This is a genomic window from Archangium violaceum Cb vi76, from assembly GCF_000733295.1.
Classification (GTDB): Bacteria; Myxococcota; Myxococcia; order Myxococcales; family Myxococcaceae; genus Archangium; species Archangium violaceum.
The window spans coordinates 1-19,080 of record NZ_JPMI01000426.1; the positions used below are offsets into that span (position 1 = coordinate 1).

At 70.1% G+C, this 19,080-nt stretch carries 17 protein-coding genes and 1 pseudogene; 8 read left to right on the forward strand and 10 right to left on the reverse strand.

What is annotated here, in order from left to right; genetic code table 11:
- Positions 1-6: 6 nt before the first annotated feature.
- Complete coding sequence (locus Q664_RS51005) at positions 7-759, reverse strand: Ig-like domain-containing protein (RefSeq protein ID WP_052519751.1); 753 nt, start codon at positions 757-759, stop codon at positions 7-9.
- Positions 760-822: 63 nt separating this feature from the next.
- Here Q664_RS51005 and Q664_RS51010 point away from each other — a divergent pair, with 63 nt between their 5' ends.
- Positions 823-2,172, forward strand: a complete 1,350-nt coding sequence (locus tag Q664_RS51010) for a hemolysin family protein (RefSeq protein ID WP_043414802.1) — start codon at positions 823-825, stop codon at positions 2,170-2,172.
- Positions 2,173-2,250: 78 nt separating this feature from the next.
- On the opposite strand, the gene Q664_RS53980 is transcribed toward Q664_RS51010, so the two are convergent.
- Both Q664_RS53980 and sitA5 read right to left on the reverse strand, forming a co-directional pair.
- Positions 2,251-2,877 (reverse strand): hypothetical protein, encoded by a 627-nt coding sequence (locus Q664_RS53980; RefSeq protein ID WP_052519752.1) that lies wholly within the window; start codon positions 2,875-2,877, stop codon positions 2,251-2,253.
- An 11-nt stretch (positions 2,878-2,888) separates the two neighbouring features.
- Positions 2,889-4,571, reverse strand: a complete 1,683-nt coding sequence (gene sitA5 / locus Q664_RS53985) for a SitA5 family polymorphic toxin (RefSeq protein WP_075207746.1) — start codon at positions 4,569-4,571, stop codon at positions 2,889-2,891.
- Between the two features lie 290 nt (positions 4,572-4,861).
- On the opposite strand from sitA5, the gene Q664_RS51025 reads away from it, so the two are divergent.
- Both Q664_RS51025 and Q664_RS51030 read left to right on the forward strand, forming a co-directional pair.
- Positions 4,862-6,571, forward strand: coding sequence for a serine/threonine protein kinase (locus tag Q664_RS51025; RefSeq protein ID WP_075207747.1), 1,710 nt, complete (start codon positions 4,862-4,864; stop codon positions 6,569-6,571).
- A gap of 90 nt (positions 6,572-6,661) precedes the next feature.
- Positions 6,662-7,591: a DUF2381 family protein gene (locus Q664_RS51030; RefSeq protein ID WP_043414807.1), complete on the forward strand. Its 930-nt coding sequence runs from the start codon at positions 6,662-6,664 to the stop codon at positions 7,589-7,591.
- A 36-nt stretch (positions 7,592-7,627) separates the two neighbouring features.
- On the opposite strand, the gene Q664_RS51035 is transcribed toward Q664_RS51030, so the two are convergent.
- From Q664_RS51035 to glgA, 4 genes are all read right to left on the reverse strand, one after another.
- Positions 7,628-8,443: a Uma2 family endonuclease gene (locus tag Q664_RS51035; RefSeq protein ID WP_052519754.1), complete on the reverse strand. Its 816-nt coding sequence runs from the start codon at positions 8,441-8,443 to the stop codon at positions 7,628-7,630.
- A gap of 204 nt (positions 8,444-8,647) precedes the next feature.
- Positions 8,648-9,121 (reverse strand): hypothetical protein, encoded by a 474-nt coding sequence (locus Q664_RS51040; RefSeq protein ID WP_043414814.1) that lies wholly within the window; start codon positions 9,119-9,121, stop codon positions 8,648-8,650.
- On the reverse strand, positions 9,121-10,047 hold the full coding sequence (locus tag Q664_RS51045; protein WP_043414816.1) for a serine/threonine protein kinase: 927 nt from the start codon (positions 10,045-10,047) through the stop codon (positions 9,121-9,123). Before Q664_RS51045 ends, Q664_RS51040 begins: the two co-directional genes overlap by 1 nt.
- A 35-nt stretch (positions 10,048-10,082) precedes the next feature.
- A complete protein-coding gene (glgA, locus tag Q664_RS51050; protein ID WP_043414819.1) occupies positions 10,083-11,513 on the reverse strand; it encodes a glycogen synthase GlgA in 1,431 nt (476 codons plus the stop codon).
- 73 nt (positions 11,514-11,586) lie between these two features.
- On the opposite strand from glgA, the gene pdxH reads away from it, so the two are divergent.
- Entirely contained in the window at positions 11,587-12,183 is a 597-nt protein-coding gene (pdxH, locus tag Q664_RS51055) for a pyridoxamine 5'-phosphate oxidase (RefSeq protein WP_043414822.1), read from the forward strand.
- Positions 12,184-12,187: 4 nt separating this feature from the next.
- Here pdxH and Q664_RS51060 read toward each other — a convergent pair whose 3' ends face one another.
- Complete coding sequence (locus tag Q664_RS51060) at positions 12,188-13,093, reverse strand: Rpn family recombination-promoting nuclease/putative transposase (protein ID WP_043414825.1); 906 nt, start codon at positions 13,091-13,093, stop codon at positions 12,188-12,190.
- Positions 13,094-13,488: 395 nt separating this feature from the next.
- On the opposite strand from Q664_RS51060, the pseudogene Q664_RS51065 reads away from it, so the two are divergent.
- Positions 13,489-13,701 (forward strand): annotated as a pseudogene (locus tag Q664_RS51065) (IS1096 element passenger TnpR family protein); the annotation flags it as partial.
- A gap of 7 nt (positions 13,702-13,708) precedes the next feature.
- Here Q664_RS51065 and Q664_RS51070 read toward each other — a convergent pair.
- On the reverse strand, positions 13,709-14,401 hold the full coding sequence (locus Q664_RS51070) for an SDR family oxidoreductase (RefSeq protein ID WP_043414873.1): 693 nt from the start codon (positions 14,399-14,401) through the stop codon (positions 13,709-13,711).
- Between the two features lie 109 nt (positions 14,402-14,510).
- Between Q664_RS51070 and hemG the strand changes: the two genes are divergently transcribed.
- Together hemG and Q664_RS51080 are read left to right on the forward strand one after the other, a co-directional pair.
- Positions 14,511-15,875: a protoporphyrinogen oxidase gene (gene hemG / locus Q664_RS51075; protein WP_043414829.1), complete on the forward strand. Its 1,365-nt coding sequence runs from the start codon at positions 14,511-14,513 to the stop codon at positions 15,873-15,875.
- A gap of 277 nt (positions 15,876-16,152) precedes the next feature.
- Entirely contained in the window at positions 16,153-17,208 is a 1,056-nt protein-coding gene (locus Q664_RS51080) for a sensor histidine kinase (protein WP_043414831.1), read from the forward strand.
- A 25-nt stretch (positions 17,209-17,233) separates the two neighbouring features.
- Here Q664_RS51080 and Q664_RS51085 read toward each other — a convergent pair whose 3' ends face one another.
- Positions 17,234-18,406, reverse strand: a complete 1,173-nt coding sequence (locus Q664_RS51085) for a type II secretion system F family protein (protein WP_043414835.1) — start codon at positions 18,404-18,406, stop codon at positions 17,234-17,236.
- Between the two features lie 64 nt (positions 18,407-18,470).
- Between Q664_RS51085 and Q664_RS51090 the strand changes: the two genes are divergently transcribed.
- A complete protein-coding gene (locus Q664_RS51090; RefSeq protein WP_043414838.1) occupies positions 18,471-19,058 on the forward strand; it encodes a DUF2378 family protein in 588 nt (195 codons plus the stop codon).
- Positions 19,059-19,080 lie beyond the last annotated feature (22 nt).

A 19,080-nucleotide genomic window follows, 5' to 3' on the forward strand; every position in this document is an offset into this window, starting at 1 on the left:
ACGGTGTCAGCGCGGGTTCAGCGGCTCACCTGGCGGGGTGCCAGCATCATCGGGAGGCTTGGGCCGATTCACGGTGACGCGGTCCTCCAGCGGCACACGGCCCACGGACTGACGGAACAGCTCCCAGAGTGCCTTCCGGTGCCCCTCCGGAGTGGTGGTGCCCGTCAGCACCAGTCCGGCCCCGTGATAGCTCACGCCGAGGCCCAGGCCCTTCAACACCGGCGTCAAGGTCCCCAGTTGCTCCTGGAGCAGGGGCAACTCGAAGGTCAGCTCCAGCTCACGCGCCAGGAACGCGTCCGTCTTCAGCAGCGCGCGCAGCGCCTCACGGCAGCGCGTGTCCTTCGCCTCGGCCGTCAGGCCCCGCTCGGCCCCCTGGCTCACCTTGAGTCCCGGGCAGGCCTTGCGCGCCGCGGCCACCAGGGGCTCCGAGGCGGGCAGGGGCTCGGGAGGCGTCCCCACCACCAGCCTCCACACGGCGAACTTCCCCTCGGCGTACAGCAACAGCAGGGTCCGCCCGGGCTTGAGCCCCGTGAGCAACAGCTCGTTGCTGCCCTCGAGTATCTCCGCGGTGGCGATGGACGGGTCCTCCACCTCCACGAAGTCCACGACGCTCAGCTTGTGGAAGCGCTCCTTGCCCGGCTCCAGCGGCATCACCAGGTCCACCGGCCAGGCCAGGGCCTGGAGGGGCGACAGCGCCATCAGGAGGGCGGCCAGGGAAGCGAGCAATGGAAGGGCCCTGCGGCTCACTGGTGGACGCATCGCACCCAGTTCCTCTCGGAAAGTGTGCGTCTTCTCTTACCACGGGCTATGTAGGAAGGCCCTATGCCTACTTGGGTCCTCTGGACCGCCTGCCTGGCCCTCATCCTGCTCCGGGGCTTCGTCGCCGCCGCCGAGTCCGCCCTCTACGGCACCTCCGACCTGCGTGCCCAGGATCTGGCGAAGTCCACCCCGAAAGCCGGCGGCCGGGTGCTCCGGCACAAGACGGAGCGGGAGGCCACCGCCACCGCCCTGCGCATGGGCAGCGTGCTGTGCGGCTTCCTCGCCGCCGCCATCGGCTCCTTCGTGCCCCCGCAGCTGCTGGACTTCAAGCGCTGGGGCGATGCCTTCTGGCTGGAGGTGGCCACGGTGCTCGCGGGCGCCCTGCTGGTGGGCGTGCTCGCCGCCCTCATCGAGGTGACGATGCGCGGCCTGGCCAACGCCGGCCCCGAGCGCTGGGCGTTGCGCCTGTCCTGGCTCGTCTCGGTGCTCGTCTTCCTCTTCTACCCGCCCATGCGGCTGCTCATGGCCCCCATCAACCTCGTGGCCCGTGGCTTCGGCCGCACCTTGCGCTTCGAGCCTCCGCCTCCACCCCTCGAGGAGCTGGAGAAGCTGCTCGCCGCCCAGGCCGCCAAGGAGGAGGTGGACCAGAGCGCGCCCCAGCTCATCCGCTCCATCTTCGAGCTGTCCGACAAGCGCTGCCGCGACGTGATGGTGCCCCGCACCGAGGTGGTGTGCGTGGACATCTCCACCCCGCCCGAGCAGGTGTTGCGCCTGCTGGCCGAGGAGAACCACTCGCGCATCCCCGTCTACCGGGATGACGTGGACCACATCCTCGGCGTGCTGCACGCGCGCGACCTGATTCCGCTGCTCCAGCATCCGGAGCTCATCGTCCTGCAGGACATCATCCGTCCGGCCCACTTCGTGCCGTGGCTCAAGCCGATTGGAGATCTGCTGCGCGAGATGCAGCGCAAGAAGATCCACATGGCCATCGTCGTGGACGAGTACGGCGGCTTCATGGGGATCGTCACGTTGGAGGACATCCTCCGGGAGATCGTCGGCGACATCGGCGACGAGTTCGAGGTGGAGGAGAAGCAGGTGGAGAAGCAGCAGGACGGGAGCTTCCTGGTGGACGCCGCCATGGAGGTGGAGCAGTTCACCCAGGCCTTCGGCTTCTCGCTGCCGGACGGCGACTTCGACACGCTGGGTGGCTTCCTGTCGTCGCTGGCCGGGCACCTGCCGGACGTGGGCGAGCGCTTCACCTACAACGGCTGGGCCTTCACGGTGCACGCCAAGGAAGGCGCGCGCATCGACCGCGTGCGGATGACGAAGCTCAAGACGTCCAGCAAGGAGCCCGCCGCGGCGACCAAGGACGGGGCGGGCAAGGACGGCGCGGGCCAGGAGCTCAAGGCCTGACGTCCGCCGGAGCCTCGGGTCAACACCGACTTCGGGTAGACCGGGCAGGTTGCCCATCCCCGGCTCCGCACTGTCCCGTCAATAGACGATGCAGTCGAACTGCTCAATGACGGTGCGGATCTCTTCGAGCGACGCCTCAAGCCGTTCAGCCAGGACTGGGGCGTAATAGGTCAAGGCCCTGGTAGGAACTGGATGGGTGTGGAGCTCCTCCACGATGACGTCACCGACCAGACCCGGCCACGTCACGCCGCGCAGTTGGGGGGCTCGCCCGATGGGGTCCAGGATGGTGAAGCAGGGCCACCTGGGAAAGCGGATGGTGGCGGGGTCACAGCTCATGATGCGGCAGGCGTCCAGCCGGGCCTCGGTGAAGTCACAGTCCTGAATGGACCCGTGCCCCGCTCTCTCCGAGTACTCGGGCCAGTGCCCGAAATCGCACCCTGTCAGCCGCCCTTTGAACCTGCACCCCTTGAGTGATGAGAACACCCAATCCTGGTGGTTCCTCAATTCCTGCTTCACTTCGAAGGTGCAGTCGATGAACCGCGTACCTTGGTCGAAGATCAGGTTCCTGCCGGAGACCTTCAGGACGAGGGTGCAATTCCTGAACGTCACATTGGAACCAAGGAAGTAGAGCGAGCCCTTGTCGGTCAGCTCCAGCCGCTCGTTTTCGATTTCCCGGTCCTCGTAGAAAACCTTGTTGTAGAGCATCCGCCGCCCTCTCAGAAGGTGAGCATCCGGAAGAACTCGCCTGCCATTCGTCGGCCATGCCGCGCCAGATTCGACTCCGTTCCCGAGAGGATCTCGTATTTGAAGCCACCCGGGACTTCCACATCAACTCCCTTGTTCCGGCTGAAGTTGTAGAGGTGCTTGAACTGACGGCTGACTTCGTTCTCGACAAAGCGCCCCCGGGCCTCCCGCTCCAGCAGCCGCGCCAGCCAGTACTCGCCTTTTCTCTGAGCCTCGGCGATGGCCCGCTTTTCGGCGCCCGAAAGCCTGTGGGGTCCCCACTTCCTCGCGGCCTGGGTGACAGCCTCCTGGAGCATGTCACCTACCCTGTCCTCGACAGGGATGTCCGCCACCGACCTGCCTCGGGGAATGTGCCAGCGCGGGCCGTCGCTCAGTTGCACCTGGCGGTTGCCGCCCCGGTGCCGGATGACGGTGGTGGCGGAGCGGCCTCCCGGCGCCATTTCCGTCCCATGCCCCGGTCCCTTCTTGAGCATCACCACGGCCAGGGGGCCTTGCGGTGAGGTGGCCACCCTCTCCGCCGCCGCCACCGCCCGGGCCAGCGCCCCCTCCGAGGCGATTGCCGCCTCCGTGCCTTCCAGCCGGCCCATGACGGCCGCCCCGCCTTGCGCGTTGAACTGCGCTCCCGCCAGACGGAAGCCCGGCAGTGACTTCACCCGCGCCATCACCTGCCCCAGCGTGTGCCCGCTCAAGCTGGCCACCGCCAGAATCATCGCCCTCGCCGCGTCCTCGCCCAGCCCCCTGCCGAACTGCGCACCGGCCGCGCGCAATTCCGCGAAGGTGGTGGCATGGTGCGCCGCGTCCGCCATGCGCGCCCAGCCATCCATCAGCCCGTACACCGTGCCCAGGCCCAGGTAGCCGATGAGCAGCAGGGTCATGCCAGCGGCCAGGGCCTTGGTGGTCGGCTCGGGCACCAGCCACATGGCGCAGTAGAGGGCCAGCGTCCACACAACCATGGAGACGAGCGCCCGGGTGTCCAGCAACTCGCGGCCCAGCGCCCCCTTCGTCTCCTCCAGCACGTGGCCCAAGGCAATGGATAGGGCCAACACGCGTCGGTCCTCGGCGCTCAGGTATGGCCCATCGTCCAGCAGGGCCCGGCAGTCACCACCCCCCTCGGGCGCACACCATGCCAGGTAGTCGTCTCTCACGGCCGCTTCGGCCTCGGGAGTGAGGGAGACGGGGCCCGTCTGGTGCTCGGGTATCCAGGTGAGGCCCTGGCCCGCGTACGCCTCCAGCCGCCAGTGGCCCGAGGCTTCCACCCACTCCGCCTCGGCCGGCGGCCCCCCAGTGGCGAGCAACGCGCGGGCGGCTTGCTGGGGTGTCATTGTCCCCAGCCGCACCTCCCGGGCGAGCCGATGGAAGGCGCGCTGGAACTCGGCCGGGGGGATGCGCACCGGCCGGGTGGCAACGGCCCCGGGCTCCAGGAAGTCCACCTCGTACACCGTGGCCGACTCCAGGCCTGGCTCCACCGGGGCCGCCACCCGCTCCCGGGCAGCCGGCGGGGACGTGCGCGGAGGGGCGCGGCCGCCTGTGAGGAGACCGCCGTGGGGCGTGCTCGTGGCACACGCGAACTGGAACAGGATGAGGAGGGCCCAGGTACCAGAACGGCGGCCCAGGCCCGGGCCCTGGGCGCGAGCGTCAGGAAGACGGGTGGACACGGCGGACCTCCGGAAGCGGGGCGGGCAGATGCCGCCGCCCCGGAAGTACACGCAACCGCGGGCGCCTCCGTCAAGCCACCAGGTTGGCCCAGGAGAGCAGGACGCCATGGGTAGGCAGGAGCCGCGCACGACACCGGCTCCGAGTGAGGAGGGCGATGGGCGCGCGTTGCATGGCCCCGGCCGGGTGCTCGACCTGCTACGTTGAGGTTCTACGAGGTAGGCCCCGCGTGTCCACACCTTCGCCCTCCCCCGCCCCCGCTCCTCCCGTCCCCTTGCACGGCGTGGGTGCCGTGAATCCGCTCGACGTCCCTCCGCTGCCCGTTGGCACGCTCATTGGCGGAGACGTGGTGGAGGGGGTGCTGGGCCGCGGCGGCTTCGCCATCGTCTACCGGGTGCGCAGCCCCGAGGGCCACCTGTTCGCCCTCAAGATGCTGCCGCTGGAGGAGGGCTCCGAACGCACCGAGCGCGCCTGGCGCGAGCTGTCGCTGGGCATGCTGCTGTACCACCCCAACCTCGGGCGCCAGGTGGGCGCGGGCCAGTGGCCCGAGGACAAGCCGCGCTTCCTGTGGCTGAAGCTGAAGCTGGTGGAAGGCCCCACCCTGGGCAAGTGGGGGCTGGAGCCCGAACGCACCGTGGGCGAGGTGGTGGACCGGGTGCTGGAGGTGGTGCGCGGCCTCGCGGTGATGCACGAGGCGCGGGTGGTGCACCGTGACGTGAAGGAGGCCAACATCCTGGTGCACCTGGGCACCGGCCAGGCGGTGCTGGTGGACTTCGGCGTGGGCTACCACGAGGGCGACCCGACACTGACGAAGGGAATGTTTCCCCCGGGCACGCTGCCCTACCGCGCCCCCGAGGCGTGGGCCTATGGCCGTGCACACGCGGGAGAGCCGGGCGCGCACTACCGGGCCGGTCCGGGAGACGACCTGTACGCGGTGGGCGTCGTCCTCTACCGGCTGCTGACGGGCCGCTTTCCCTTCCGGCCCGCCGAGCACGGGGGAGAGGACGTGGAGGCGGTGCTGCACCAGAAGCCCCTGCCGCCGCACCTCATCAACCCGAGCGTGCCCCGAGCGGTGGAGGAAGTGTGCCTGCGGCTGCTGTCCAAGACGCCCGAGGGGCGCTACCCGGGCGCGGTGGCACTGTACGAGGCGCTGGAGGAGTTGAGGGCCCGGACGGACGTGGTGTGGACGGCACCGTTGCACCCGGAGCGCCGGCCCGCCGTGGAGCCACGGGCGCACGGGTGGCGGATGCTGGCGGCGGTGGGCGTGGGGTTGGCCGTGGCGCTGGGGGCCTGGTGGCTCACTCCTGGCCAGGAAATGGCGCCGGGAGGGCCCGCGCCGGAACCTGTGCGAGCCGTGGCCGCGCCTCCCGCCGAGACGCCCCCTCCCCCGGCCGCCGCCCCGCCGCTGGCGCTCCGAAAGGACAGTGCCCCCGTGAAACAGCCAACCTCCGCACCCGCACCTGAAACCGCCCCCAAGCGCCGGGGAGCCGCCGTGCGCACCGCGTGTCTGGGACTCACCGGCGCCGCCTTGCAGGCCTGCATGGGCGCCCCGCAGCAGATGCCGTCCGAGCGCCCCGCGCCTCCGCCCCAGGCATGTCCCGCCGGGGCCGTGGAGGTCATGACAGGCACGCTTGGCTTGAGCCTCGGGGAGTGGTCGAGCGTGGACTGGAGCAGCGTGCGGGGCAGGGCCGTGCACGTGCACGAGGACGCAACCCTTCGCGTGCCGGGACACTGGGAGGCGGGAGCGGACTATTTTGGCAAGGGCTACAAGGTGGCGCTGCCGGACCAGACCCGCCTCTTTGGGAAGCTCCATGTCCACAAGGGGCGGGTGTACGGCCGCTTCACCGAGGCGCGCACTCCCCTCGGAGTGGTGTACCCGATGTGCCTGGAACTGCTGGACACGGATGGCAACGTCGGCCTCGAACTGTGGCCCGGCAGCGGGCCGGGAAAGATGTTGGTGGACCCCGTCGTACGGGTGCGCGTGGTGGACGGCTTCAAGTAGAGGCGTCTCGAAGCCGGGATGGACACGACCGGGCAGGAGGTGTGGTAGAGCCCCACTCCTCCGGTCTCGTCCTCGTGAGGTGTCTTCCTCATGCCCGTGCTCTCCGCCGCCCTGTTGCGACTCGTGTTGCTTGCCGCTCCCGTGGAGGGCACCGCGCCGCTTGCCTGTGAAACGGGCACGCGCCACCTGGAGCTGACCGCTGACACGCCCGGCGAGGCACTCGCGGTGTGCATCCACCCGGGACTGCCCACCAGCTTCCTCTTCGACGCGAAGCTGGCTCGTGTGGAGTGGCCTGGGCGGGAGCGGTTCGTCGTGATGACGGCGGAGAGGGGGCTCACCCTCGTGCCACTGGGAGCCCTGGCGCGGGGCGAGCGCGTGCCGGTGAGTTTCACCTTCGAGGATGGCGCGGACCCGGCGGGCGTGCGCTTCTCGCTGGTGGTGCATCCGTCCGAGGCCGCGCGGCTGGTGCGGGTGACACATCAGCCGCGCTCGCTCGAGTCCTACCGGGAAGGCGAGCAGCAGGCGCGGGCGGAAGCTCGGCGATGCGGGGAGGACAAGGCGCGCCTGGAGGCGGAGTGTGGCGGACAGCGGGGAATGCTGGGCCTGCTCGCCCAGGAGCTGCTGAGGGAGGGGGGCATCGCCGATAAAAACATCATCAAGAGCGTCACCTCGCATCCGGGCAACACCCTCGAGTCCGTGGAAGCACACAGCTACCGCTTGGACACCGGGCGTGTGGAAGGCGGGCACAAGGTGGTGCGACTGCTCGTGAAGCAATTGCTCCAAAACCACGGGAGCACGCCCTGGACGCCCGCGGGGGCGGTGCTGGTGGGGCCGAAGGGCGAGGAGCGGAAGGCGCTGGGCGTGTGGACACGGGAGCCCCTTGCTCCGGGCGAGAAGCGCGTCGTCGGGATGGAGGTGGAGATGACGGAGGAGGCGGCGCGTGGAACCTTCACCCTGAAGTGGTGGGGCCAGGAGGAGGGCAGTGGGTACGAGCTCTTCGAGGGGGTGGTGTTTCCGTAGTCTACTCCGGGCGGCTTGACTGGCCCCCGCCCAGGTTCAGCGCGAGCCGCCGCGCAACCGCTCCAGCTCAGCGAGGGCCTCGGCCAGCTTGCGCTCGGAGTCCTGGCGCCGCTCGGCCTCCTGAGCGAGCCGCTGCTCCAGCTCGGCGCGCACTTGCGCCTCCTCGGTGCGATGAGCCTCCGCCTCCCCCACCATCCGCTCGAGCGTGGCGATCATCTCGCCTGCCTCGGGCAGAGGGGCCCGGCCAAGGTAGAAGCGCAGCCGCTCGCCCTCGAGCTGCAACTCCAGTCCCAGGACCTCGGAGGTGTAGAAGCCCTGTTGGGGCACGATGGGCTGGTAGACACGCCGCCCCTCCCCGGCCAGCCGCCAGCCGGTCAACTTCAACCTTCCCCGGTCGAAGAGGAAATACTCGCGAATGCCAAGCCGCGCGAAGCGCTCCACGTTGCGCTCCAGGTCCTTGCGCCGCTCGCCCGCGACATGAACCTCCAGGGCCAGGTCGAGCCCCTTGCGCTCGGCGCTCACCACCCAGCGCATGCGTGAGTGGGGCTCCACGTCCATGACGGCCAATACGTCGGGAGCGAACATGCGCTCGCCCGGGTAGTACACGGGCAACTCGCAAGCCAGGTACACCTTGCGCCCGACCCGGGAGAAGAACCCTCCCAGCACCTCGCGCACACGCACCTTGGCGTCGAAATGCGGATCCCCTTCGGGAGGATTGGCCTCGGAGACCGGAAATTCGGAAGGAAGACTGTCGACGACGTGGGCACGCTCCTCGGGCGTGAGCCGCTCCCAGATTTCTCGAGGCGGTGCACGCGGATCGTCTGGATCGACGCGGTAGGAATCAGCGCTCATGGTGCCCGTAGACACACTAAGTCCCTCCTTGAAGGTGACCAAGCGGGTCCGAGACCAAGCGTCGCCTGGAAAGCGGCCAGCCGCCCACACGCCCGTCCCCCGAATCACCTTGGACGTAGGCCATGAAACGTGACTCGGGCGGTCAGGTCAAGGTCCGAGGTCTCAGGAGAAAGCCCCCGCATCCATGAACCTGACCCGCGAGCCTCACTCCGGCCGGGGCATGCCGGGCCGGAAGTGCTGGAGCCGCAGGTAGCGCTCGGTGCGGAAGGGCAGCAGGCGCACCGACTCCCCGAAGGTCATCGCCACCCCGCCGCCCACCTCCACCCGCCACGTGCGCGGAGGCTCGTTCGCCGCGGGCGCGGCCTCCAACGGGAAGGACACCGTGAGGGTGCGCCGCGCGTCCGCGGCCAGGGGCAGGCCGCTCAACCCGCGCGTCCCCACCGCGTAGCGCCGCCCGTTCAGCACCAGCTCGAAGTCCACCCCCGTCACCTCCGCGTCCCAGAAGGTGGGGTTCTCCACGTCCAGGCGCAGGGTGAGCTCTCCGGAGCCCTCCGGCGTGAAGGCGAGCCCCACCTCCTCCACCCGCACCGCCTTGTCCATGGCGTGCGGCCGCAACGTCACCCCGGCGCACCCGGCCAGCCATGGCAGCACCAGCAGGAGGAGCGGGAAGCGGCGCATCAGCCCCCCAGGAGGGGCTTGAGCGCCTCCACCGAGAGCGGCCACCCGGCGCGGCGGGCCAGCACCTCCAGCGCGCGGATGAACTCCGTGGCCGACTGGAAGCGGCGCGCCTTGTCCGCGAAGAGCGCCTTGCGCGCCACCTGCACCGCGTAGTCCGGCAGCTCCGGCACGAGCGAGGACAGCAGCGGCGCCCGCGCGTCCCTCACCCTGTGCATCAGCTCCGCCTCGCCCTCCCCGACGTACAGGCGCCGGTTGGCCAGCAGCTCCCAGAGGATGACGCCCACCGAGTACAAGTCACTGCGCGCATCCACCGGCAGCCCCAGCACCTGCTCCGGGCTCATGTACGGCAGGGTGCCGCGCAGCGAGCCCGCGTCCCCGCGCGTCACGCCCTCCACGTCCGCCACGCCGAAGTCGGTGAGCTTCACGTCCCCCGCCACGCTCAGGAGGATGTTGGCCGGATTCACGTCCCGGTGGACGATGCTGCCCCCGGCCCCGCCCTCGCCCAGCTTCGCGCGGTGGATGTAGTCCAGCGCCTTGAGCGTGCTCCAGCAGATGTAGCAGGCGGCCTCGGGCGGCATGGCCGTCCGGGCCTTCATCAGCAGCTCCTGCATGAAGCCCAGCGTCCGGCCCGACACCAGCTCCTGCACCATCAGGTAGTCCGGCCCCGCCTTGAAGAGGCGGAAGGTGCGGACGATGTTGGGATGGCGCAAACGCACGGTGAGCTTCGCCTCGTCGACGAAGGACTTCACGTAGGCGCCATCGTTGCGGTACGTGGGCAACAGGCGTTTGAGCACCACGTCGTCCGGCTCGCCTGGCGAGCGCTGCGTCGTGGGCTTCGCCCGCGCCTGGTACACCTCGGCCATCCCGCCAACCGCCAGACGGCCGACGACCTCATACCCGCCCAGGTCAGGTGCTTGCTGCGACACGTCCCCAGCCTACTCCGCTTTGTGTTGAACACCCACTATTGCGTCAGCAGGGACGCAAATAGCCGCTCGTATTTCCGCGCCGACGCGGCCCAGGAGAAGTCCCGGCCCATGCCCCGGCGCCGGAAGGCCCGCAGCCGCTCCGGCTCGGCGTAGAGGGCCAGGGCCCGCCTCAGGGCCGCCAGCAGCGCCGCCGGGTGGAAGGCCTCGAAGAGGATGCCATCCCCCTCCATGCCCCCATCCACCGTGTCCACCAGCCCGCCCGTGGCCCGGACGATGGGCACCGTGCCGTAGCGCAGCGAGTACATCTGGTTGAGCCCACACGGCTCGTAGCGGCTGGGCATGATGAAGAAGTCCGCCCCCGCCTCCACCAGGTGGCTCAGCCCCTGGTCGAAGCCGATGAACGTCCCCACCTGCCCGGGGAAGTGGTGCTGGAGGGCCCGCAGCCCGTCCTCGTAGCGGCCCTCGCCGCTGCCCACCGCCACGAAGCGGATGTCCGCCTGGAGCGCCTGGGGCATCACCTCCAGCAGCAGGTCCACCCCCTTCTGCCACGCCAGCCGCGACACGATGCCGAACACCGGGGCCTGGGTGTCCGCGTCCAGCCCGAAGCGCCGCAGCAGCTCGCGCCGGCACGCCGCCTTGCCCTTCAGCTCGTTCGCCCCGTAGCGCTCCGGGAGGTACGTGTCCGTCTCCGGGTTCCACTCGTGCACGTCGATGCCGTTGAGGATGCCGGTGAGCACCCCCTGGCGCCTGCGCAGCAGCCCGTCCAGGTTGGCGCCCCCCTCCGGCTGTTGAATCTCCTGGGCGTAGGTGGGCGAGACGGTGGTGAGGGCGTCGGAGAACTGGATGGCGCCCTTGAGGAAGTTGACGGTGTCGTAGAACTCGAGCCCGTGCTCGGCGGTGAAGAGCTCCCAGGGCAGCCCCAGGTCGCCCATGACTTCCTTGCCGAACTGGCCCTGGTAGGCGAGGTTGTGGATGGTGAGGACGCTCCTGGCCCGCCCCAGGGCCGTGGCCTGGTAGGCGCGCTGGAGGGCCACCGGCGTCAACCCCGTCTGCCAGTCGTTGAGGTGGACGATGTCCGGGACGAAGCCCAGGCGCTGGGCGGCCTGGAGCGCGCCGATGGACAGATAGGCGTAGCGGCGGTGGTTGTCACCGAACTCGCCCCACGCGTCCCCGTAGATGCCGCCGCGGTCGTAGTAGTGCCCGTGCTCCAGGAAGAGCAGCTCCAGGTTGGGCGAGGGGCGCAGCGAGAGGATGGGCCCGCGCTCGACGCCGAAGGGGAAGCGCAGCTCCAGGTGGTGTCCGGTGGGGGTGAGGCGCTCCGTCTTGATGGAGCCGTAACGGGGGGTGACGACCTTCACCTCGTGGCCGAGCGCCGCGAGCTCCGCGGGCAGCGCACCCGCGACGTCCCCGAGCCCGCCCGTCTTGGAGAAGGGGGCGACTTCGGAGGCCACGTAGAGAATCTTCATGGAATGAGACGATGCCGTGTGTGACGCGCGAGTCAACCCCAACACGCGGCTCGCACTCCGGGAGCGGGTTGGTATGGTGGGGGGCGTGGAACTTCCCCAGGATCCGTTCGAACGCTTCGCGGCCCTCTACGAGGAGGCGAAGCGCGTCATTCCCGTGGACCCCAACGCCATGACGGTGGCGTCGGTGGGGCCCGAGGGCAGGCCGTCCACGCGCGTGGTGCTGCTGAAGGACTTCGACGCGCGGGGCTTCGTCTTCTACACCAACCTGGAGAGCCGCAAGGGGCGGGAGCTGCTGGGCCACCCGTGGGCGGCCCTGAGCTTCTTCTGGCAGCCGCTGGAGCGGCAGGTGCGGATAGAGGGGCGCGTGGAGCGGGTGTCGGACGCGGAGGCGGACGCGTACTTCCAGAGCCGGCCCCGGGGCAGCCAGGTGGGTGCCTGGGCCAGCCTGCAGAGCCAGACGCTGCCCTCGCGCGAGCTGCTGGAGGAGCGGGTGGAGGAGCTCACCCGCAGGTACGAGGGCCAGCCGGTGCCCCGGCCGCCGCACTGGTCGGGCCTGAGGGTGGTGCCCGACCGCATCGAGTTCTGGCACGCGCGCCCGAGCCGGCTGCACGACCGGCTCGTCTACCTGCGAGAGGGCAACGGCTGGAGGACGGAGATCCTCTACCCGTGAGCCCTCACCGCAGGGCCTCGGTGACGCTCGTGGCGGTCAGGGCCTGGACGAGCCAGCGCTGAAGCGTATCCAGGTCCTTGCACCCCTCCAGGCGGGCCTGCTCCTCGGGGCCTGGCACCAACCCGCGCTGACGAAGCATTTCGGAGACGGCCGCGCGCATGCCGTCCTGGAGCCCCTCCTTGCGCGCCAGGGACAAGGCTCCGCGCTCATCCTGGATGGCCATGCCGGCACGGATGTAGGCGTCCCACTCCTCGTCCGTGAAGCGAGCCACCCGTGCTGCCTCCAGCGCATCCTTATAGGGCTGCTCCGCCAGCACCTCCGGCACCCCCCGCAGGTGACTCGTCTCCCGGAAGAAATAGGCCCACTTCTCCACCACGGTCCGCGGTGGACGTGACGCGTCGTACTTGGGGAGCTCCAGGAACACGAACTGGAGTTGCCCGAGGCCCCGTGCGCCCCCGTGCTGCTCCTGCATCCGCCACCGGCTCAGCATCGGCACTCCCGGAACCTCCTGCTGGGGCCACAACTCGAAGTCACAGATGGTCACGCCGATGACGTCATTCAGGTCCGGGTACGTCTGCCCCACGTCGAGCTGACCGGTGTACGCCTTGGCCACGTTGTACACCACGCGCTTCTCGAACCCCTCCACGTTGAGCACCTGCATCTCCACGACGTAGTGGGTGCCACGCGCGTCGGTGCACTTCACGTCGACGATGGAGTACTTGAGCTCGCGCACCTTCGGCCGCTGCTCGGCGGACAGCAGTTCCACCTCCACCACCTGGTGCTCCTCATCCAACTCCAGCAGGCCGTTGAGGAGGGCCACCAGCAGGGGTTTGTGCTCCTCGGTTCCGAAGATCTTCTTGAAGACGAAGTCGGTTCTCGGGTCCGCGAACAGGGGGCGCATGGCCTTCATGTAACGCGCTTCGTGGCGATTGTCAGCACGGCTGGACTTCCGCCGTAGGGTGGAGCGGGATAACTTCTCCCGTGGGCCGCTGAGTCATGCCCGGGGAGATGCCATGAGGAAGGACGACGATTGGTTTGGCACGCTCGATATCGCGCACCGGACAACCGCGGTGTGGCGGGACGAGGACGCCCGGCAACAGTTCCTGGCGGCACTCGGCGCCCTGGAGAAGGTGCTGGATGGAGCACCGGCCCCGCGAGGATTCAGCGCCATTCCCGGGCTCCACGGCTTCCGCCACCGGGTTGCGCTCCTGAGCGCCGACGAGCGCCAGTGGGCCGAGCGGCTCGGCGAGCGCCTCTGGAACTCGATGGGCACGGGGCGGACGTACGCCGAGGAGGCAGGAGCACCCGCCCGAGACACCGGACCCGATGGACCTCCCCCTGGGCGCGTTCGGCTTCACCCGGGGCCACAAGTTCATCTTCCGCTACGACTTCGGTGATGACCACCGCTTCCAGCTCACGGTCGCGGACATCCAGGAGCACCGAAGTCCTCGGACGGAATACCCCCGTGTGGCGGCCAGGACGGGCAAGGCCCTCGAGCAATACCCGAGCTACGACTGAGCGCGCCCTACCAGGGAAGCTCCTGCCCCTGGTAGCTGAAGAACCGCCCGCCATCCTCCGCCTTGAGCCGGTCGATGACGTTGATCATCCCCCGCACGGACTCCTCGGGGAGCAGCGGGGCGTTGGGTCCGCCCATGTCCGTCTGCACCCAGCCGGGGTGCATGGAGATGGTGACGAAGCCCTCGCCGTGCAGGTCCACGTGCATGTTGCGCATGGCCATGTTCATCGCGGCCTTGGAGATGCGGTAGCCGTAGGAGCCGCCCATCCCGTTGTCGCCGATGGAGCCCATCTGCGAGGTGATGTGGATGATGCGCCGCGCCGAGCCACGCCGCAGGGCCGGCAGCAGGGCCGCGGTGAGCCGCAGGGGCCCCAGCGTGTTGACGGCGAAGGTGCTCGCCATCGACTCGTAGTCGAGCTCGGTGAGCGCCCCATCCTTCCCGTAGACGCCCGCGTTGTTGATGAGCACGTCCAGCGCCTCGCCCTGCCCCACCGTGGCGGCGAAGGCGTCCACGCTCTTCGGCTCGGAGATGTCCAGCGCGTGCAGCCGCAGCCGGCCCTCCGCGCCCCGGACGAGCTCCTGGAGCTGCCGGGCCTCGGAGGGCGCACGGACCCCCGCGTCGATGGTGTCTCCACGGTTGAGAAGCTGACGAACGAACTCGAGGCCCAGACCTCTGCTGGCACCGGTAATGGCGTAGCGCATGACGTCCATTAAATGCCCGCTCTCCCCCGAAAAGACACGCTGCCCCACGGTACTTGACCGGGAATGACGGCCGGTGGAAACCCGGGTTGCACCGGGAGTGGAACCGAGCATGAGCGTCGTAATCATTGGAGGCGGAATCAGTGGATTGTCCCTGGCCTACGGGCTGCGCTCGCGGGGAGCCGGGGTGACACTGCTGGAGGCGGGCCCGCGGCTCGGGGGTTACATCCAGTCGCGCGGCCGGGACGGGTTCATCACCGAGGCGGGTCCCAACAGCTTCGTGGACCGGGAGCCCACCCTGCGCGCCCTGGCGGCGAGCCTGGGGATGGAAGGGCGCATCCGCACCGCGGACCCCGCGGCGAAGCGGCGCTACGTCTATTCCCGGGGCAGGCTGCGCGAGGTGCCCTCGTCACCGCCGGCCCTGCTGAAGTCGGACGTGGTGCCCTGGGGGGCGAAGCTGCGGATGATGGGCGAGCTCTTCACCCGGCGCGCGCCGGACGGCGAGGAGTCGCTGGCGGACTTCGGGCGGCGCCACGTGGGACGCACGGCCACGGCGGTGCTGGTGGACGCGATGCAGACGGGCATCTACGCGGGCGACATGGAGACGCTGAGCGTGGGCGCCATCTTCCCCAAGGCGGTGGAGCTGGAGAAGAAGCACCGCAGCCTCGTGCTGGGCATGGTGCGCGCGCGGAAGGAGGCGCGGAAGGCACTGCCGCCCGGTGAGGGCGCGCCGAGGCCCTCGGGACAGGTGGCCTCGTTCGACGGGGGCCTGCAGGTGCTGGTGGACGCCCTGGCCCAGGCGCTCGGGCCGGTGGCGCGGACCGGGGCGAAGGTGGTGGGGCTGCGGCGCGAGGGCAACGGGTGGCGGCTCGCGGTGGAGGAGCACGGGCAGCGGGCGGAGCTGGCCGCGGAGAAGGTGGTGCTGACGGTGCCGGCGTACGTGGCGGCGGAGCTGCTGCGGCCCCTGGACGAGAAGCTCGCGACGCGGGTGGCGGGCATCGCCTACGCGCCCGTGGCCGTGGTGCACCTGGGCTATGCGCCGGGCACCGTGCCACCCCAGGACGGCTTCGGCTTCCTGGTGCCCACGGTGGAGCGGCGGCGGGTGCTGGGCGTCATCCACGCCTCGGCCACCTTCCCCTGGCGCGCCGAGGGTGGACGCGTCCTCTATACGTGCATGGTGGGCGGGGCCAGGCGGCCGGACCTGGTGGAGCTGGACGACGCGGCCCTGGTGACGCTGGCGCGAGAGGAGCTGCGGGAGCTGGCCGGCGTCTCGGCCGAGCCCGTCTTCACCGAGGTCTTCCACTGGAAGCGAGGCATTCCCCAGTACAACGTGGGCCACCTGGCGCGGATGGCCGCCATCGACGAGGGCCTGGCCCGTCTGCCCGGGCTGTACCTCACCGGCAACGCCTACAAGGGCGTGGGCCTCACCGACTGCGTCCGCAACGCCGAGGCCCTGGCGGAGACGCTCGCGCGCTGAGGTGCGCCGGGAGACCGTTCACCCCCGGCTTCCGACCGCTCGGCCGGCCGGCCGCCCATGTCAGAGGGAAACGAGACACTGTGGGGATGACCCCCCACAGCCCGGAGCACACCATGGCCTCACCCAGCCGTGCCCTGCTCGTTCCCCTGGCCGTCATCCTCTTCCCCCTCGTCCTGCTCGGGGCCCTGGCGCTCGGCACAACCGGGGCGAGGGAAACCCCCACGTGAGCCGCACCGCCTGGGCATGGACGGGGTGGTATGCTCACACCCGGTCCGCCATGAACGAAGGCTCCATCGTCCGCGCCACCCTCAAGGCGCTCTTCGTGCCCAGGCGGCTGCTCCCCATCGTCCTCATCAGTCTGCCGCTGGTGGCCGCCCAGGTCCGCTTCAGCCCGTATGAGCCCATGGCCGCGCCCCTGGGCATCCTGCTGTGTGCCCTGTGCGTAGCCGTGGCGCCGGTGTCCTACCGCGTCCTCTTCCCCGAGGGCCTCGACTTCAGCCACGGCGGCATCCGCCTGCTGCTCTACGCCACCGTGGGCGTGGGCGTCGTCCTGTCCGTGGGCGCCGTGGTGCCCAAGGTGCTGGACATGGGGCCCACCTTCCTCACGGACCGCTACAGCCTCGCCGTCTGCGCGGCCCTCTTCCTCGTGGGAGGCTGGGGGCTGGGCCGGGACATCGGCTTCGAGGAGAGCCTCGCCCTGGAGCGCGCCCGCGCCGCCCGGCTCGAGGTGGAGGCCGAGCAGGCCCAGTTGCTGGCGCTGCGCAGCCACCTGGATCCGCACTTCCTCTTCAACACCCTCAACGCCATCGCCGAGTGGTGCCAGACGGATGGGGCCGTGGCCGAGGCCGCCGTGCTGCGGCTCTCCGCCATGCTGCGCAGCGTGCTGGCCGGGGTGCGTGCCGCCACCTGGCCCCTGGAGCGCGAGCTGGAGCTGGTGCGCACCCTCTTCAACCTCCACCTGCTGCGCGACCCGGACCTCTTCCAGCTCTCCATCGAGGTGGACCCCGCGCTGGAGTCCTTCCCCGTGCCGCCGCTCGTCCTGCTGCCGCTGGCGGAGAACGCGGTGAAGCACGGGCCCGCCGCCGGCCACCGGGGGCTCATCTCCCTGCGCGTCCAGGCCCGGGGAGACGCGCTCGCCTTCACCCTGGAGAACCCCGGCGCCTCCAAGGGGCCTCGCGAGGGCAGCAGCGGCCTGCCCACCGTGGAGCGCCGGCTCGCCCTCGCCTACGAGGGACGCGCCAGCCTCTCGCTCACCTCCGGGGATGGGGACGCGCGCACCCGCGTCACCGTCACCCTGCCCTGCTCCGGCCCCGTCCCCGGCGTCGTCACCTGAGCGGCGAAACCCGGGGCCATTCGCCTCATTCGTGGCTCAACTGCTCCAACTGGCGCTGGTAGCCGCCCTGGAGCCCGACGACCTTGCCGATGTTGGTGGCGAAGAGGAACACCGACAGCAGCGCGATGACCACGAACATCAGCGTGCGCAGCCACCGCATCGCGGACTCGGAGTGTCCTCGCGACACCTGGGCGAGCATGGGCTCCAGGTCGCCGGTCCGCTCCCCGGTGGCGAGCTGCTGGAGTGACGTCCCATCGAGCACGTCGAGCCACTCCACCACGTCCGTCAGGGTGGCGCCGGAGCGGAGCCGGTGGAGGGCCAGGTTCACGCGCCCGCGCAGCAGGGAGCTGCCGGTGGCCTCGAGCGCCATCTGGAGACTGCGCCCCGCCTCCAACCCGGCCCCGAGCGCCACGCCCAGCACGAGGCTGAAGCGGCTGGCCTGGAGCTCGCGGTGGAAGCGGCCCAACAGGGGAACGCTCATGCGCAGCCGTTCCCAGTGCGGCTCGACGGCCGGTGACGCCAGCACCAGGGGCATCAGGAAGAGCGCCACCCCGAAGGACGACACCAGCCCCACCTTCTGGAGGAACTGCGAGACGAACACCCCGAGGATGTCATTCGTGTTCCCCGAGGCCATGAGGCCGCGCGCGGTGTCCAGCAGGGAGCCCCCGAGGATGAACGCGGCCAGCAGGTAGGCGGGATAGGCGCACAGCGAGACGGCACGCCAGCGCAGCCGCTGCGCCTCCTCTAGCTGCTCGGTGACGCGCGCCAGGGCGGACTCGAGCGTGCCCGAGGCCTCCGCCGCGCCCAGCAACTCCACCACCCGCGGCTCGAACCACGCGGGCTGCCGCCGCATCGCCTCGGCCAGGCCGGAGCCCGCGGCCACGTCCTCACCCACCTGGGCCACGGCGCGGCGGAACGGATCCTTCGCCGCTCCCCGCGACAGCTCCGAGAACACGATGGGCAGCGCCAGCCCTGCCCGGATCATGCTGTGCAGCCCCTGGAAGAAGGTGAGGCGCGACCGGTGCCGCACCATCGCCGCGAGCGGATGCCGGGCCCAGGCGCTGGCCAGCCACGACGTTCCCTCTCCAGCCGGGGCGGGACGATGCGCGGTGCGGACGGGCTGGCGGACCGGAGCTCCCGCCTGGGGTCGAGCCGTCTGGGAAGGCGGCTGCGTCCGGGGAAGGGGCGGCTTGTTCATGGGATTGTTCTCTCGGGCGGCCACGCCTACAGGTTAGAGGCAAACAGCGTAGAATGGAGGAGCGATGGACACGAGAGACGCGCTGTTACACCGCGTCACGCGGGCCACACCGGACGCGTTCACCCATGGGCAGAACCAGGAGGACATCCTGCTCGGCCTCTCGGAGCTCTACGGCCCCGCCGTGGCCGAGGAGGTCCGAGGCCTCGTCCCGGCCCTCGTGGGCCCGGGCTCCTTCAACTACCGCGTGGTGGACATGCTGAAGCTCTGCGACGTGGCGGCGCTCACCGCGGAGAGACAGACCGGGTGCCCCTATGCCGAGGTCCTCGAGCAGCTCGCGGGCTTCAGCATCCGCAGGTTCCTCGAGTCCCCGTTGGGCAAGGGGATGTGGATGATGGTGTCCCGGGACATGCACGAGATCCTGAAATGGTCCCTGGCCTCCATCCGCTCGGCGATGACGCACGGCCAGCGCAGGTACGAACAGCTCGGGCCTGGCGCCGCCCGCATCGTCTTCCAGGGCGAGCTGCTGGGTCCGGCGTGGACGCGCGGTATCTTTGTGAGCGGCGCCCAACGGCTGGCGCGTCAACCGCTCTCGGTCTCCGTCGAGAATCAACTCGAGCCGGGCCTGGACTTCGTCCTGCGCTTCACCTGGTAGCGGAGCATCCGGTAGGTTGCCG